Origin of the sequence: Aquabacterium sp., from assembly GCF_029946005.1 — a bacterium.
Lineage (GTDB): Bacteria > Pseudomonadota > Gammaproteobacteria > Burkholderiales > Burkholderiaceae_C > Aquabacterium.
Map to the genome: position 1 here is coordinate 32,642 of NZ_JAQSDR010000008.1, position 17,191 is coordinate 49,832.

Below are 17,191 nucleotides of genomic sequence, written 5' to 3' on the forward strand. Positions count from 1 at the left end.
GCTGGCGGCGCCCGCGACGGCGAGTGGTGCTCAAGCCACCTTGACCGCAGACGCCTCGGCAGCCTCCATCCCGCTTATGCAGGCCGTGGTGGCCGCGCCCGACGTTCTGGTTCCCGAGACGTCGGTACGGCATGAACTGGTGTTCGTCGATGCCGCCGTCCCGGAGGCCGACAAGCTGATCCAGGCCATCCAGGCGAATGCGTCCAGCAGCAAAGTGATCGAAGTGGTGGTGATCCAGGCCGGTGAAGACGGCCTGGCCGTCATCACCAACGCCTTGCAACATCGTCAGGATCTGGATGCGGTGCACATCATCAGCCACGGCGATGCCTTGGGGCTCACCTTGGGCAACAGCCGCCTGGACACGGCCAGCCTGAACGCCAATCTGGGGTCCATCTCGTCGTGGGGCCAGTCTTTGGCCCCGGAGGCTGACCTGCTGTTGTACGGTTGTGATCTGAGCAGCTCGGCTGAGGGCCGGGCCCTGGCCGACAACCTGGCACTGCTCACCGGTGCGGACGTGGCGGCCAGTGATGACCTCACGGGCGCGACATCGTTAGGCGGCGACTGGGACTTGGAGTATCAGCACGGCCAGATCGAAACCACCGTGGTCGTGGAGGGTGAAGCGGTGGCCTTGTGGGACCACGTGTTGGCCACCTTGACGCTGCAGGAAGGCACGACCGCAGGCTACACCGACACCACCGACACTTATCTGCGCACCTCCACGGGCGTCGCCGACAACACCAACTACGGCGCCGCCACGACGCTATTGGCCGGCGAAGACGGCACCGGTGGCGCGGCACAGTTGCTCATCAAGTTCGACAATCTGGTTGGCAGTGGTACGAATCAGATCCCCGCGGGTTCGACGATCACGGGCGTGACATTGACGATGCAAATCACGACCCAAGCCACGTTCACGAATCCCAGTTTTGATTTCCACCGGATGTTGACCACGTGGACGGGGGCATCCACCTGGGGTTCGATGGGTGGCGGCGTTTCAGCAGGCAGTGGGTATTCGAACACCGTTGATGGCACGATCACGGAGAGCGGGACCGGCAGCTTCTCGATCACCAACAATGCCAACATGATTGCCTCGGTCCAGGCTTGGGTCAACAGCCCGTCATCCAACTATGGATGGTGGACCAGCAACGGGGGTTATTCATCCCGCATCGCCTTTGCCTCGGCGGAGAACGGCACGGTCGCTAGCCGCCCCAAATTGGTCGTCACCTACACGCCACCCACGCCACAAGCCGTGGATCTGGACGCCAACAACAGCTCGGGCGCCACGGGCAGCAACTACAGCGGCGCTTTCACCGAGCAGACGCCGCTCAAGATCGCCGATACCGATGCGACGATCTCCGGCGGGTCGACCACCAACCTGACCGGCATGACGGTGACGATCGCCAACCCCCTGGACGGGGTGTTGGAGTCCTTGTCGGGCACGACCACGGGCACCAGCATCACGGCCGCTTACAACAGTGGCACCGGCGTGCTGACCTTGTCGGGCACCGACACCGTGGCCAACTACCAAACGGTGTTGCGCAGCATCACTTACAACAACACCTCGGACAATCCGACCACGACCAGTCGCACGATCAATGTGGTGGCCACCGACACCAACGGTGTCAGCACGAACTCGGCCACCACCACCTTGTCGGTGACCCGTGTCAATGACGCGCCAGTCATCAACAGCAATGGCGGTGGCACATCAGGGTCGATCAGCGTGCGGGAGACCTTGACCGCGGTGACCACGGTCAGCTCTACCGACGCAGACAGTGGGTCGTTGACCTATTCAATCTCAGGAGGCGCGGACTCGGCCAGGTTCAGCATCAATGGGATCACGGGGGTGCTGACTTTCACTGCCGCGCCAGATTTCGAGGCACCCACTGACGTGGGCGCGAACAATGTCTATGACGTGATCGTGCAGGTCTCGGACGGTACCTTGGCCGACACGCAGGCCCTCGCCGTGACGGTGACCGACGTCGTGTCGACGCTGACGGTGACCACCATCACCGACAACAACGACAGTGGCCTGGGCACCAGCTTCACGGCCGAGCAGTTGAACGCCTTGAATGGCGGCACCGACACCAGGGTGTCTTTGCGTGAGGCCATCATCGCGGCCAACACCACGGCGGGCACGGACACCATCGCTTTCGCCATCACTGGCGTAACCGGGGCCTACGGTGAATACACCATCACCATGGCCTCGGCCTTGCCGACCATCACGGGGGCCGTCTACATCAACGCGGCCACCCAGACTGGCTACACCAACCGTCCGATTGTGGTACTGGACGGCAATGGTGGCGCGGGCGAGGGCCTGTCTCTCTTAAACACCGCCGATGGCAGCACCATACGCGGCCTGGTCATCCGGGCGTTCAGCGCCAATGGCATCTATGTGCAGGCGGGCTCGGACAACAACACCATCGTGGGCAACTACATCGGCAGCTTCAATGCCGATGGCAGCAACGCCGGGGCGGCCAAGCGCAACGCTTCAGAAGGCATCGAAGCCTATGGCGCCAACCTCACCATCGGGGGCACGACCGCTGCCGACCGCAATGTGATCTCGGGCAATACTTCGGCCTACAACATCTACCTGGCCACGGGTGCCGATGGCGCCGTCATCAAGGGCAACTACATTGGCTTGAATGCGGCAGGCACGGCGGCTTTCAGCACGACCAACAGCGCCTACGGAATCATGATCGAGAACGCCGCCACCAACGTCACCATCGGTGGCACGGCCACTGGCGCGGGCAATGTGATCTCGGGTTTCACCAACCGGGGCGTGTGGGTCACCACGACCGGCACGGTGACCGTGCAAGGCAACTACATCGGCACGGACTACACCGGCACGGTCGATCTGGGCAACACCGGCTACGGCCTGTATGTGGACGACGGCGGCAGCGCCATCATCGGGGGCACGGCGGTGGGTGCCGGCAACCTGATCTCTGGCAACGATGGCGGCGGCATTTACGTGGGCAGCACTGGCGGAGCCACCATTCAGGGCAACACCGTGGGCCTGAACGCGGCCGGCACGACGGCCCTGGGCAACACGGGCGTGGGCATTTACCTGAACACCGGCAACGCTTCCACCGTGGGCGGCAACACGGCGGCCGCGCGCAACATCATCTCCGGCAACTCGACCTATGGCATCCAGGTGGTGTCCAGCCCCACGGGTGGCCACGTCATCAAAGGCAATTACATTGGCGTGGGCGCCGATGGCACCACCTTGCTGGGCAATGGCGCTGCGGGTGTTTACATCACCGGCAATAACACCACGGTGGGCGGGAAGGGCAGTGGCGACGGCAACATCATTGCCGGCAATGGCGGCGCCGGCATCGCCGTGGTGGGCGGCATCTACGACCTGTTCTACCGCAACTCGATCTACAGCAACACCGGCTTGGGCATCGACCTGAACAACGATGGTGTCACCTACAACGACTACAACGACGGTGATGGTGGTGCCAACTACCTGAACAACTTCCCCGTGATCACCTCCGTGGTCACGAATGGAAGCAGCACGGTCATCTCTGGTTCGATTGACTGGTATACCCAGGCGCAGCCCATCTACATCGAGTTCTTCTCCAGCACCAGCAAGGATGCCAGTGGCCATGGCGAGGGCAAGACCTACCTCGGGTTTGCACAAGTCACCACCGATGCCACCACCGGCGACGCGACCTTTTCGCTCACCGTGACCGGGGTGAGCGTGGGCGACTGGATCACAGCAGTGGCCAACGTCGAAGGTGGTCCCATTGGGGCGTCTGAGTTCGCGATGGCCGTTCAGGCGGTGGCCCCGGCCAATGCGCCACGCGGCAAGGTCATCTGGAATGCCAATGACCGCTACTACCAAAGCTATGCGGACTGGGGCCCGTCGGGCTGGAGCGGTGTCGGCACCACCGGATTGAATCTCACTGACGACATCTCGATGATCGCGGCGGCCGAGGCACCTACGCGCAACGAGATCATCTTCATTGGCTCGGCCGATGTGTCTGGCAAGATTCTGGCGGCCATCTGGAATGGCAGCACCTGGTCATCGGTGCTGAGCTTGCCAGTGGCCAACCCCGGCGCCGCCGCCTCGCAATACGACAGCTTTGCCATCGTCTACGACAATGTCAGTGGCGATGCGATGCTGGTTTGGGACAACGGCAACACGGGCACCACCGGTCTGTCCTACGCAACCTGGAACGGCAGCACCTGGTCGTCCATTGGCACGATCACCGCGCCGGTCAGTGGCGAGCCCGTGCAGATGAAGCTGGTCTCCAACGCCGTCACACACGAGATGGTGCTGGCGGTGCAGACAGCGACGGCGTCCAACAACCAATACGCCCTGGTGTGGAACGGCAGCAGTTGGGGCAATGCGCAAACCCTGGGCACCAACACCAACGATCAGAAGTTCGAGATCAACGTGGCCTATGAGCAGCTCAGCGGCCGGGTCATGGTGGTGTACGACGCCTCGGCGTCGGATTCTTCCAGCGTGCAGTACCGCCTCTGGAACGGCACCAGTTGGTCCGCCGAATCCACGATCACCGCGCCAGCGGGTGTCACGGTGGCGTCAGACGTGTATTCAACCGTGCTGGCCTCGGACGCCAAGAGCAACCGCATTGCCATCGCCGTGCAAGACGCGGCCGACGAAGTGTGGTTGTCGGTGTGGGATGGCAGCAGTTGGGGCAGTGGCCAATTGGCCACCGCCACCGGCACCGACATGATCGATCAGCACTCGGGCATGTCGGTGGCCTTTGAAAGCCAGTCCGGTGATTTGCTGGCGGCCTATGGCAAGCAGGCCACGGCCAATGTGTTCTACCGCACTTGGACCAGTGGGGGAGGTTGGTCCGCCGAGTTCACCGGTCCCTCTCTGGGCGGCACCGACAAGCCGCAGGTCCTCAAGCTGTTTGCCGACCCGTACACCAACACCATCATGATGGGTGTGCAGGACGATGCACAGGATTTGAACTTCGTGGCTTGGGACGGCAGTGCCTGGGGCACGGTCACCGAGCTGGATTCGGCCACCGGCCACACCTATCGCGAAAACTTCACCTACGTCTGGTACCAGAGCGCCCCAGCGATCCTGAACCTGGCTGGAGACACGCTGGCCTACACCGAAGACCAGGCTGCCACCGTGATTGACCAAGGCACAGCGGCCAGCGCGGTGCTGAGCAGTGGCTACGGCTACAACGGCGGCAACCTGACCGTCTCATTCACGGCCGGCAGCGCCAATGCCGAAGATGTGCTGGGTGTGCGCAACCAGGGCGTGGGGGCGGGGCAGATTGGCGTGAGCGGGGCTAACATCAGCTATGCGGGCACGGTGATCGGGACCGTCACCGGCGGCACAGGTGGCACCAGCCTGGTGATCACCTTGAATGCCAATGCCACGGACGCCGCGGTCAGTGCCTTGATCAGCAACATCACCTACCAGAACACCAACACCTCGGCACCCTCGACCACGAACCGCACGGTTCGCTATGTGCTGACCAGTGCCACTGGCCTGGCCAGCCTGGACAACAACGTCACGGTCACCGTCACGGCGGTCAACGACGCGCCGGTCAACACCAAGCCCGGCGGGCAATCGACCAACGAGGAGACCGCCCTGGTGTTCTCCTCGGGCAATGGCAACCTCATCTCGATCAGTGACGTGGATGCGGCCTCCGGCAGCATGCAGGTGACCTTGAGCGTGCTGCATGGCACCTTGACCTTGTCCGGCCTGACGGGCCTGAGCTTCACATCGGGTGACGGCACGGCCGATGGCAGCATGGTCTTCACCGGCACGGTCGCCAACATCAATGCCGCCTTAGCGGGCCTGAGCTACACCCCGACGAGCAATTACGCGGGCGCTGACACTTTGAGCATCGTCACCTCAGACCAGGGCAACACCGGCACCGGGGGGCCGCTGACGGACTCGGACATGGTGGCGATCACCGTCAATTCGGTCAACGACGCGCCGGCGGGTGCCAGTACCACCATCACCACGCTGGAAGACACGGCCTACACCTTCACGGCGGCCGATTTTGGCTTCACCGATGCGAGCGACTCACCAGCCGACACCTTGGCAGGCGTGAAGATCACGACCTTGCCGGGCGCGGGCACCCTGACCTTGAACGGCGTGGCCGTGACCGCTGGCCAAGTGATCTCGGCGGCCAACATCAACTCGGGTTTGCTCGTGTTCACTCCCGCCGCCAATGCCAATGGCGCCGCCTACACCAGCTTCACCTTCCAGGTGCAAGACAACGGCGGCGCGGCCAATGGCGGGGTGGACCTGGATGCTTCGCCCAACACGATGACGGTCAACGTCACGGCCGTCAATGATGCGCCAGCGGGCACCAACAAGACGATCACCACCCTTGAGGACACGGCCTACACCTTCACTGCGGCCGATTTTGGGTTCACCGATGCCAGCGACTCGCCCGCCAACACCTTGCTGGGCGTGAAGATCACGACCTTGCCGGGCGCGGGCAGCTTGACGCTCAATGGCGTGGCGGTGACGGCCGGGCAGGTGATCTCTTCCGCCAACATTGCCTCGGGCTTGCTCAAGTTCACGCCAGCGGCCAACGCCAATGGCGCGGGCTATGCCAGCTTCACCTTCCAGGTGCAGGACAACGGTGGCACGGCCAATGGCGGGGTGGACCTGGATGGATCACCCAACACGATGACGGTCAGCGTCACGGCCGTCAACGACGCGCCAGCGGGCACCAACAAGACGGTGACCACCAACGAGGACACGGACTACACCTTCACGGCGGCCGATTTTGGGTTCACCGATGCGAGCGACTCGCCCGCCAACACTTTGTCGGGCGTGAAGATCACGGCCTTGCCCGGCGCGGGCAGCCTGACCCTGAATGGCGTGGCAGTGACGGTGGGCCAGGTGGTCTCAGTGGCCAACATCAACTCGGGCCTGCTCAAGTTCACCCCGGTGGCCAACGCCAATGGCACTGGCTATGCCAGCTTCACCTTCCAGGTGCAGGACAACGGCGGCACGGCCAATGGCGGGGTGGACCTGGATGCCACGCCCCGCACCATGACGGTCGATGTCACGACGGTCAACGATGCGCCAGCGGGCACCAACAAGACGATCACCACGCTTGAGGACACGGCTTACACCTTCACGGCGGCCGATTTTGGTTTCGCGGATGCCAGCGACTCGCCCGCCCACACCTTGTCGGGCGTGAAGATCACGACCCTGCCGGTCGCGGGCAGCCTGACTTTGAACGGCGTGGCGGTGACGGCCGGCCAGGTGATCTCGGCGGCCAACATCGCCTCCGGGCTGCTGCTGTTCACGCCAGCGGCCAATGGCAATGGCACGGGCTATGCCAGCTTCACCTTCCAGGTGCAAGACAGTGGTGGCACGGCCAATGGCGGGGTGGACCTGGACACCACGCCCCGCACCATGACGGTCGACGTGACCGCAGTGAACGACGCGCCAACGGGCACCAACAAGACGGTGACCACCCTTGAGGACACGGCCTACACCTTCACGGTGGCCGACTTTGGTTTCACCGATGCCAGCGACTCGCCCGCCAACACCTTGCTGGGCGTGAAGATCACGACCTTGCCCGCTGCGGGCACCCTGACCCTGAGCGGCGTGGCGGTGACGGCCGGCCAGGTGGTCTCGTCGGCCAACATCGCCTCAGGCCTGCTCAAGTTCACCCCGGCGGCCAACGCCAATGGCACCGGCTACGCCAGCTTCACCTTCCAGGTGCAGGACAATGGCGGCACGGCCAATGGCGGGGTGGACCTGGATGCCACGCCCCGCACCATGACGTTGGACGTCACGGTGGTGAACGACGCGCCAGCGGGCACCAACAAAACGATCACCACCCTTGAGGACGCGGCCTACACCTTCACGGCGGCCGATTTTGGTTTCACGGATGCCAGCGACTCGCCCGCCAACACCTTGGCAGGCGTGAAGATCACGACCCTGCCGGGCGCGGGCAGCCTGACCTTGAACGGCGTGGCGGTGACGGCTGGCCAGGTGGTCTCGGTGGCCAACATCAATTCGGGCCTGCTGCGGTTCACGCCAGCGGCCAACGCCAAAGGCACGGGCTACGCCAGCTTCACCTTCCAGGTGCAAGACAACGGCGGCACGGCCAATGGCGGGGTGGACCTGGATGGTTCTGCCAACACGATGACGGTCAACGTCACCACCGTCAACGACGCGCCGGCGGGCACCAACAAGACGATCACCACCCTTGAGGACACGGCCTACACCTTCACGGCGGCCGATTTTGGATTCACTGACCCGAACGACTCGCCCGCCAACACCTTGTCAGGCGTGAGGATCACGACCTTGCCGGGCGCGGGCAGCCTGACCTTGAGCGGCGTGGCGGTGACGGCGGGCCAAGTGGTCACGGTGGCCAACATCAACTCGGGCCTGCTCAAATTCACGCCCGCGGCCAATGCCAATGGCACCGGCTACACCAGCTTCACCTTCCAGGTGCAGGACAACGGCGGCACGGCCAATGGCGGGGTGAACCAGGATGCATCGCCCAACACGATGACGGTCAACGTCACGGCCGTCAACGACGCGCCAGCGGGCACCAACAAGACAGTGACCACCAACGAGGACGCCGACTACACCTTCACGGCGGCCGATTTTGGGTTCACCGATGCCAGCGACTCGCCCGCCAACACCTTGCTGGGCGTGAAGATCACGACTCTGCCGGGCACGGGCAGCTTGACGCTCAATGGCTTGGCGGTGACGGCCGGGCAGGTGGTCTCGGTGGCCAACATCAACTCGGGCCTGCTCAAGTTCGTGCCAGCGGCCAACGGCAATGGCGCGGGCTACGCCAGCTTCACCTTCCAGGTGCAGGACAACGGCGGCACGGCCAATGGCGGGGTTGACCTGGATGCGTCGCCCAACACCATGACGGTGGACGTCACGGCGGTCAATGATGCCCCCGCAGGCGCCAACAGAACCGTGACCACGTTGGAAAACACCGCCTATGTTTTCAGTTCGGCCGATTTTGGCTTCACCGACGTCAGCGACTCGCCCGCCAATGCCTTGCTGGCCGTGAAGATCACGACCACTCCCGGCGCGGGCACCTTGACCCTCAATGGCTTGGTCGTCAATGCGGGTGACTTCGTGTTGGCCAGTGACATCGCTGGCGGTCTGCTGGTGTTCACGCCGGCCGTCGGCGTCAGCGGCCAACCCTACGCTGACTTCACCTTCCAGGTGCAGGACAACGGTGGCACGGCCAATGGCGGCGTGGACCTCGATGCATCGGCCAACACGATGACGGTCAACGTCACCAGCGCGGTCAATCAAGCGCCACAAGGTTCAAACAACACGGTCACCGCGGCTGAGGACGTTGCCTACGTTTTCACCACCGCCGATTTCGGTTTCACGGACCTCAATGACACCCCGTCGAACCAACTTCTGGCCGTCAAGATCACCACCGTTCCCGGCGCGGGCTCTTTGATGCTGAACGGCGTGGCCGTCAGCGCAGGCGATTTTGTGATGGCAAGCGACATTGCCGCGGGTGGCCTGGTGTTCGTGCCTGGCAGCAATGCCAGCGGAACAGCCTATGCCAGCTTCAACTTCCAGGTGCAGGACGATGGCGGCACGGCCAGTGGTGGCGTAGACCTGGACGCCACACCCCGCACCATGACGGTCGATGTGACGGCCGTCAACGATGCACCCGTGGGGGCCGACAAAACGGTGACCACCAGCGAGGACGTTGCTTACACCTTCGGTGCCTCAGATTTTGGCTTTGCCGATCCGAGTGATGCACCCGGCAACGCCCTGCTGGCCGTGAAGATCACGACCTTGCCGGGCGCGGGCACCTTGACGCTGAACGGCGTGGCGGTCAACGCGGGCGATTTCATCCTGGCCAGTGACATCGCAACCGGCAAGCTGGTGTACATGCCTGGACTTGACGGCAACGGCGCGGGCTATGCCAGCTTCACCTTCCAGGTGCAGGACGACGGCGGCACGGCCAACGGTGGGGTGAACCTGGATGGCACTCCTCGCACCCTGACCGTGGACGTGACCTCGGTCAACGACGCCCCCGTGGGCACGGACAAAACCGTGACCACCATCGAAGACACGACCTACACCTTTGGCACGGCGGACTTCGGATTTACTGACCTGAGCGATGCCCCCGGCAACGCATTGCAAGCCGTGAAGATCACGACCTTGCCGGGCGCGGGCAGCTTGACGCTGAACGGCGTGGCGGTCAGCGCAGGCGACTTCATCCTGGCCATCGACATCGCTGCCGGCAAGCTCGTGTACACACCCGGCGCCGATGGCAATGGCACAGCTTATGCCAGCTTCACCTTCCAGGTGCAGGACGATGGCGGCACGGCCAACGGTGGGGTGAACCTGGACGCCACGGCGCGCACGCTGACCGTGGACGTGAGCTCGGTCAACGACGTGCCCGTGGGCATCGACAGGACCGTGACCGCCCTCGAAGACACGGCCTACACCTTTGGCACCGCCGACTTTGGCTTCACCGACCCGAGCGATGCACCTGACAACGCCTTGCAAGCCGTCAAGATCACGACCTTGCCAGGCGCGGGCACCTTGACGCTGAACGGTGTGGCGGTCAACGCGGGCGACTTCATCCTGGCCAGCGACATCGCAACCGGCAAGCTGGTGTACACGCCAGGGCTTGACGGCAACGGCGCGGGCTACGCCAGCTTCACCTTCCAGGTGCAAGACGACGGCGGCACGGCCAATGGCGGCGTGAACCTGGATGGCACGGCGCGCACGCTGACGATGGACGTCACCTCGGTCAACGACGCCCCGGTGGGCACCGACAAGACCGTGACCACCCTCGAAGACATGGCCTACACCTTCGCTGCCGCCGACTTTGGCTTTGCCGACCCGAGCGATGTGCCCGCCAACACCTTGCTGAGCGTGAAGATCACCACCTTGCCAGGCGCAGGCACCTTGACGCTGAACGGCGTGGCCGTCAACGCAGGCGATTTCATCCTGGCCAGCGACATCGCGGCGGGCAAGCTGGTGTACACACCAGGGGCCAATAGCAACGGCGCAAACCATGCCAACTTCACCTTCCAGGTGCAGGACGACGGCGGCACGGCCAACGGCGGGGTGAACCTGGATGGCACCCCCCGCACGATGACCGTGGACGTCACCTCGGTCAACGACGCCCCGGTGGGCGCCGATAAAACGGTGATCACCAACGAAGACACGGCCTACACCTTCGGCACGGCGGACTTTGGCTTTGCCGACCCGAGCGACTCACCCGGCAACGCCTTGTTGAGCGTGAAGATCACCACCTTGCCAGGCGCGGGTACCTTGACACTGAACGGCGTGGCCGTCAACGCGGGCGATTTCATCCTGGCCAGCGACATCGCGGCCGGCAAGCTGGTGTACACGCCAGGGCTTGACGGCCACGGCGCAGGCTACGCCAGCTTCACCTTCCAGGTGCAGGACAACGGCGGCACGGCCAACGGCGGGGTGAACCTGGACGGCACCCCCCGCACGATGACCGTGGATGTCACCTCGGTCAATGACGCTCCCACGGGCGCCAGCACGACCATCACGACACTGGAAGACACGGCCTACACCTTTGGCACCGCAGACTTCGGCTTTGCCGACCCCAACGACACCCCCGCCAACACCTTGTTGAGTGTGAAGATCACCACCTTGCCAGGCGCGGGCAGCTTGATGCTGAACGGCGTGGCGGTCAATGCAGGCGATTTCATCCTGGCCAGCGACATCGCCGCCGGCAAGCTGGTGTACACGCCAGGGCTTGACGGCAACGGCGCGGGCTATGCCAGCTTCACCTTCCAGGTGCAGGACAACGGCGGCACGGCCAACGGCGGGGTGAGCCTGGACGGCACGCCCCGCACGATGGCCATGAACGTGACCTCGGTCAACGACGCGCCCGCAGGGGCCAGCACGACGATCACCACGCTGGAAGACACGGCCTACACCTTCGGCACCGCCGACTTTGGCTTTGCCGACCCGAGCGATGCACCCGGCAACGCATTGCAAGCCGTGAAGATCACGACCTTGCCAGGCGCGGGCACCTTGACGCTGAACGGCGTGGCGGTCAACGCGGGCGATTTCATCCTAGCCAGCGACATCGCAACCGGCAAGCTGGTGTACACGCCAGGGCTTGACGGCAACGGCGCGGGCTACGCCAGCTTCACTTTCCAGGTGCAAGACAACGGCGGCACGGCCAACGGTGGGGTGAACCTGGACGGCACGGCGCGCACGCTGACCGTGGACGTGACCTCGGTCAACGACGCCCCGGTGGGCACGGACAAGACCGTGACCACCAACGAAGACACGGCCTACACCTTCGGTACCGCCGACTTTGGCTTTGCCGACGCGAACGACTCGCCTGCCAACACCATGCTGGCCGTCAAGATCACGACCTTGCCAGGCGCGGGCACCTTGACGCTGAACGGCGTGGCCGTCACGGCAGGCCAGACCATCTCGATGGCCAACATCACCTCGGGGCTGCTCAAGTTCACGCCGGCGGCCAATGCCAATGGCACCGGCTACACCAGCTTCACCTTCCAGGTGCAGGACAACGGTGGCACGGCCCACGCTGGCACGGATCTGGATGGCACGCCTCGCACGATGACCGTGGACCTGACCTCGGTCAACGATGCCCCGGTGGGCGCCGATAAAACGGTGACCACCAACGAAGACACGGCCTACACCTTCGCTGCCGCCGATTTTGGCTTTGCCGATCTGAACGACTCGCCCGCCAACACCTTGTTGACCGTGAAGATCACGACCTTGCCAGGCTCGGGCACCTTGTCGCTGAACGGCGTGGCCGTCAACGCCGGCGATTTCATCCTGGCCAGCGACATCGCGGTCGGCAAGCTGGTGTACACATCCGGCGCCGATGGCCACGGTGCAGGCTACGCCAGCTTCATCTTCCAGGTGCAAGACAACGGCGGCACGGCCAACGGTGGGGTGAACCTGGACGGCACGGCGCGCACGCTGACCGTGGACGTCACCTCGGTCAACGACGCCCCGTTGGGCACGGACAAGACCGTGACCACCAATGAAGACACGGCTTATACCTTCGGCACCGCCGACTTTGGCTTTGCCGATCTGAACGACTCACCCGCCAACACCTTGTTGAGCGTGAAGATCAGCACCTTGCCAGGCATTGGCACCTTGACGCTGAACGGGGTGGCGGTCAACGCGGGCGATTTCATCCTGGCCAGCGACATCGCAGCCGGCAAGCTGGTGTACACATCCGGCGCCGATGGCCACGGTGCAGGCTACGCCAGCTTCACCTTCCAGGTGCAGGACAACGGCGGCACGGCCAACGGCGGGGTGAGCCTGGACGGCACGCCCCGCACGATGGCCATGAACGTGACCTCGGTCAACGACGCGCCCGCAGGGGCCAGCACGACGATCACCACGCTGGAAGACACGGCCTACACCTTCGGCACCGCCGATTTTGGTTTTGCCGACTCCAGCGATGCGCCCGGCAACACCATGCTGGCCGTGAAGATCACGACCTTGGCAGGCACAGGCACCTTGACGCTGAACGGCGTGGCGGTCAACGCGGGCGACTTCATCCTGGCCAGCGACATCGCGGCCGGCAAGCTGGTCTACACACCCGGGGCTGATGGCCACGGCGCAGGCTATGCCAGCTTCACCTTCCAGGTGCAGGACAACGGCGGCACGGCCAACGGCGGGGTGAACCTGGATGGCGCCCCCCGCACGATGACCGTGGACGTCACCTCGGTCAACGACGCCCCGGTGGGCACGGACAAGACCGTGACCAGCAATGAAGACGCGATCTACACCTTCACGGCAGCGGATTTTGGCTTCACCGACCCCAATGACTCGCCAGTCAACGCTTTGCTGAGTGTGAGGATCACCACCTTGCCCGGTGCGGGCAGCTTGACCCTGAACGGCGTGGCCGTCACCGCAGGCCAGACGATCTCGGTGGCCAACATCACCTCGGGTCTGCTCAAGTTCACGCCGGTGGCCAATGCCAGTGGCACGGCTTACGCCAGCTTCACCTTCCAGGTGCAGGACAACGGCGGCACAGCCAACGGCGGCGTGAACCTGGACGGCACGGCCCGGACCCTGACGGTCAACGTCAGCTCAGTCAATGACGCACCCACAGGCGCCAGCACGACGATCACGACACTGGAAGACACGGCATACACCTTCGGCACCGCCGACTTTGGGTTTGCCGATACGAACGACGCACCCGGCTACGTTTTACAAGCGGTGAAGATCACCACCTTGCCCGGCGCGGGCACTTTGACGTTGAACGGCGTGGCCATCAACGCGGGCGACTTCATCCTGGCCAGCGACATCGCGGCCGGCAAGCTGGTGTACACCCCCGGTGCCAATGGCCACGGCGCAGGCTATTCAAGCTTCACCTTCCAGGTGCAGGACAACGGCGGCACGGCCAACGGTGGCGTGAACCTGGATGGCACCCCCCGCACGATGACGATGGATGTGACCTCGCTCAACGACGCGCCGGTGGGGGCCGACCACACCGTGACCACCAATGAAGGCGTCATCCACACCTTCACGGTGGCGGACTTTGGCTTCAACGATCTCCGCGATGCCCCTGGCAACGCCTTCTGGGCAGTCCGGATCACCACCTTGCCCGTGGCCGGCAACTTGACGTTGAATGGCGTGGCGGTCAACGCGGGCGACTGGGTGCAGGCCAGCGACATTGCCGCCGGCCAACTGATCTTCACCCCTGTCGCCGGCACCAGCGGATTGAGCTATGCCAGCTTCACCTTCCAGGTGCAGGACAACGGTGGCACGGCCTTGGGCGGCAGTGACACCGATGCCGTGGCCCGCACGATGTCCATTTCGGTCGCATCGGCCTCTGTGCCGCAAGGGCCTGGTCCGACCAGTCCGGGCACCGGCACTGGCGCGGGTGGTGGTTCGAACACGGCCCCGGGCACATCGCCCGTCACGCCGGCTCAGCCCACCACGCCACCGGTCGAGCCGAAGGACGACATGGTCGATGAGATTGGCGACAAACTCAACGAGTCCCCGGTTGGTTCAAGCAATCCCGGGGACGGCGCGCAGCTGCCGCCCGTTCAAAGTGGCAATGAAAGCGATGGCCAGGGCCATGGCACTTCAGGCCAGCATGCGCAAGGTGGCTCCTATGCGACATCTGCATCGCACTACGCCGCCAATCAAGCCGGCGGTTTCGTGGTTCGACTGGAAGCTGGTGGACTGATTTTCGGTGTGACCCCCGGCAACATCCTGCTTGAAATGAGCGTCACTCAGCTCAAGGTTTCGTCCGAGGCTGGCCTCAATCTGAGCTTCTCCACGGTAGGCGTGCGGGGCAGTGAGCATTCGTCGCCCCGCCTGGCCTTCACTGAAAACACTGAAGATCGCCGGGTTAAGGTCGAAAAGATGGTGGTACAGACCTCGGGCGCCGCATTGTCGGTGGGCGCGGTCTGGTGGGCCGCCCGGATGTCCGGCCTGCTGGCCAGCTTGATGATCAGCACACCGGCCTGGCGTTCCATTGACCCGCTGCCGGTCATGGGCCTGGGTGGCGGGCCCGGTCCGGATGATGAGGATGAAAGTGATGATCACGCAGACGACCCCAACGGCATGGACGCCCGGGCGGCGCGCTTGTTCGGCGCCAACAAGGTCGACGGTCGTGAACTAGAAGGCATTGGATGAGCGAGAAGTTTTCAATCCGCGGTTTGATGCGTCGTTGGGCCATGAGCCCCACGGCGCGCATCAGCTTTGGCCTGGTGTCATTGCTGGTGGGATTGCTGATGGTGCTCGACCTCGTCCTCAAGCTCTTGCCTGACCAGCGCGCCATGACCCAAAGCGTGCGCGAGCAGGTTGCGGTGAATGTGGCAGTGCAAGTCAAGTTACTGCTCAACGATGCAAGCATGCGGGGCCCACTGGTCGGCATGATCCATGAAATCGTGCAGCAATCACCGGAGATCGAATCGATCGGCATCCGCCGCGAGGCGGGTGATCTGGTGATTGCCACCAACGGCCACAAAGAGGGTTGGGAAGCACCGCCTCTGGGCTTGTCCACCATCACCAGCGTGGTGGTGCCCCTCAATTCAGGCACGGCCAAATGGGGGCAGCTTGAAATCGGCTACCGATCACCCTGGCCCAACACCCTGATGGGCTGGTTGAAACAGCCCACCGTGCAACTGATCTTCACCATCAGCACGGCGTCGTTCATTGCTTTTTACCTGTACTTGCGGCGGGTTCTGCAGCATCTGGATCCGTCCAAAGCCATCCCGGAACGGGTGCGCGTGGCCTTCGACACCTTGACCGAAGGCCTGTTGGTGCTGGACCTGCAAGGTCAGATCCTGCTGGCCAATTCTGCGTTTCGCGGTTTTCACCCTCAAGCTGGCGACGTGCTGATGGGCCGCTCGATCAAGCAACTGGAGTGGCTGGTCAATGGCGTGCATGAAACGGCCGACCTGCCACCCTGGGAACGTGCGCTGCAGACCACCGAGCCCATCCTGGGCGTGGAAGTCGATCTGAGCCGCGATGGTGGCGACGCCCGGCGCGCCTTGCTCAATTGCGCCGCCATCCGCGATGCCGCTGGCAACGCCCGGGGCTGCCTGGTCACCTTGGACGACGTGACCGCGCTGGACCAGGCCAACACCCAACTGCGCTCTGCGCTGACGGAGTTGGAGTCTTCGCGCGACCAGATCCAGAAGCAGAACGACGAGCTGCAACTGCTGGCCAACTGCGACCCCATGACCGGTTGTTTCAACCGCCGCGCCTTCTTCGCCCGCGCCGAGCCCATGCTGAAGCATGCCCTTGAAACTGGCGAGCCCTTGTGCTGCGTGATGACCGACATCGACCGTTTCAAGTCCGTCAACGACACCTACGGCCACTCGGTGGGCGACGTGGTGATCCAGGCCGTCTCCAAGGTTCTGAAAACCTCCATGCGCGAGCAAGACGTGCTGTGCCGTTATGGCGGCGAAGAATTCTGCGTGCTGCTCCATGGCCTGACGTTGGACCAAGCTGTGATTGTGGCCGACCGCATCCGTGGCCGCATTGAGCGCGAAGTCGGCCCCAGTGTCGAGGGCGTGCCCAACCTGCGCATCACCTCCAGCTTTGGTGTGGCCATGCTGGGCTCCGGCAATGCCAAAAACATGCTGCTTTTGATCGAGCGGGCGGACCAGGGCTTGTATGCCGCCAAGGAAGCCGGCCGAAACCAGGTTCAGTGCATCGACTGGGCCGAGGTCGGCGAGTTGGTGGTGGATGCTTGAACTGCGTGGAAGCGGGCAGTTGTCGGTAGTTCTT

2 protein-coding genes are annotated in these 17,191 nt (G+C 63.8%); both read left to right on the top strand.

Going from position 1 to position 17,191, the window contains the following annotated elements; translation table 11 throughout:
* The first annotated feature begins 40 nt into the window (after positions 1-40).
* Positions 41-15,589: an Ig-like domain-containing protein gene (locus PSV38_RS05280; RefSeq protein WP_300545631.1), complete on the top strand. Its 15,549-nt coding sequence runs from the start codon at positions 41-43 to the stop codon at positions 15,587-15,589.
* The gene (locus tag PSV38_RS05285; protein ID WP_300545633.1) at positions 15,586-17,157 is read left to right on the top strand and encodes a GGDEF domain-containing protein; all 1,572 of its coding nucleotides are present in this window, start codon (positions 15,586-15,588) and stop codon (positions 17,155-17,157) included. The genes PSV38_RS05280 and PSV38_RS05285 overlap by 4 nt, the downstream gene beginning before the upstream one ends.
* Positions 17,158-17,191: the final 34 nt, after the last annotated feature.

Excerpts from the sequence above, each read along its gene's own strand:
- PSV38_RS05285 (WP_300545633.1), top strand. The coding sequence starts at position 15,586 with ATGAGCGAGAAGTTTTCAATCCGCGGTTTGATGCGTCGTTGGGCCATG.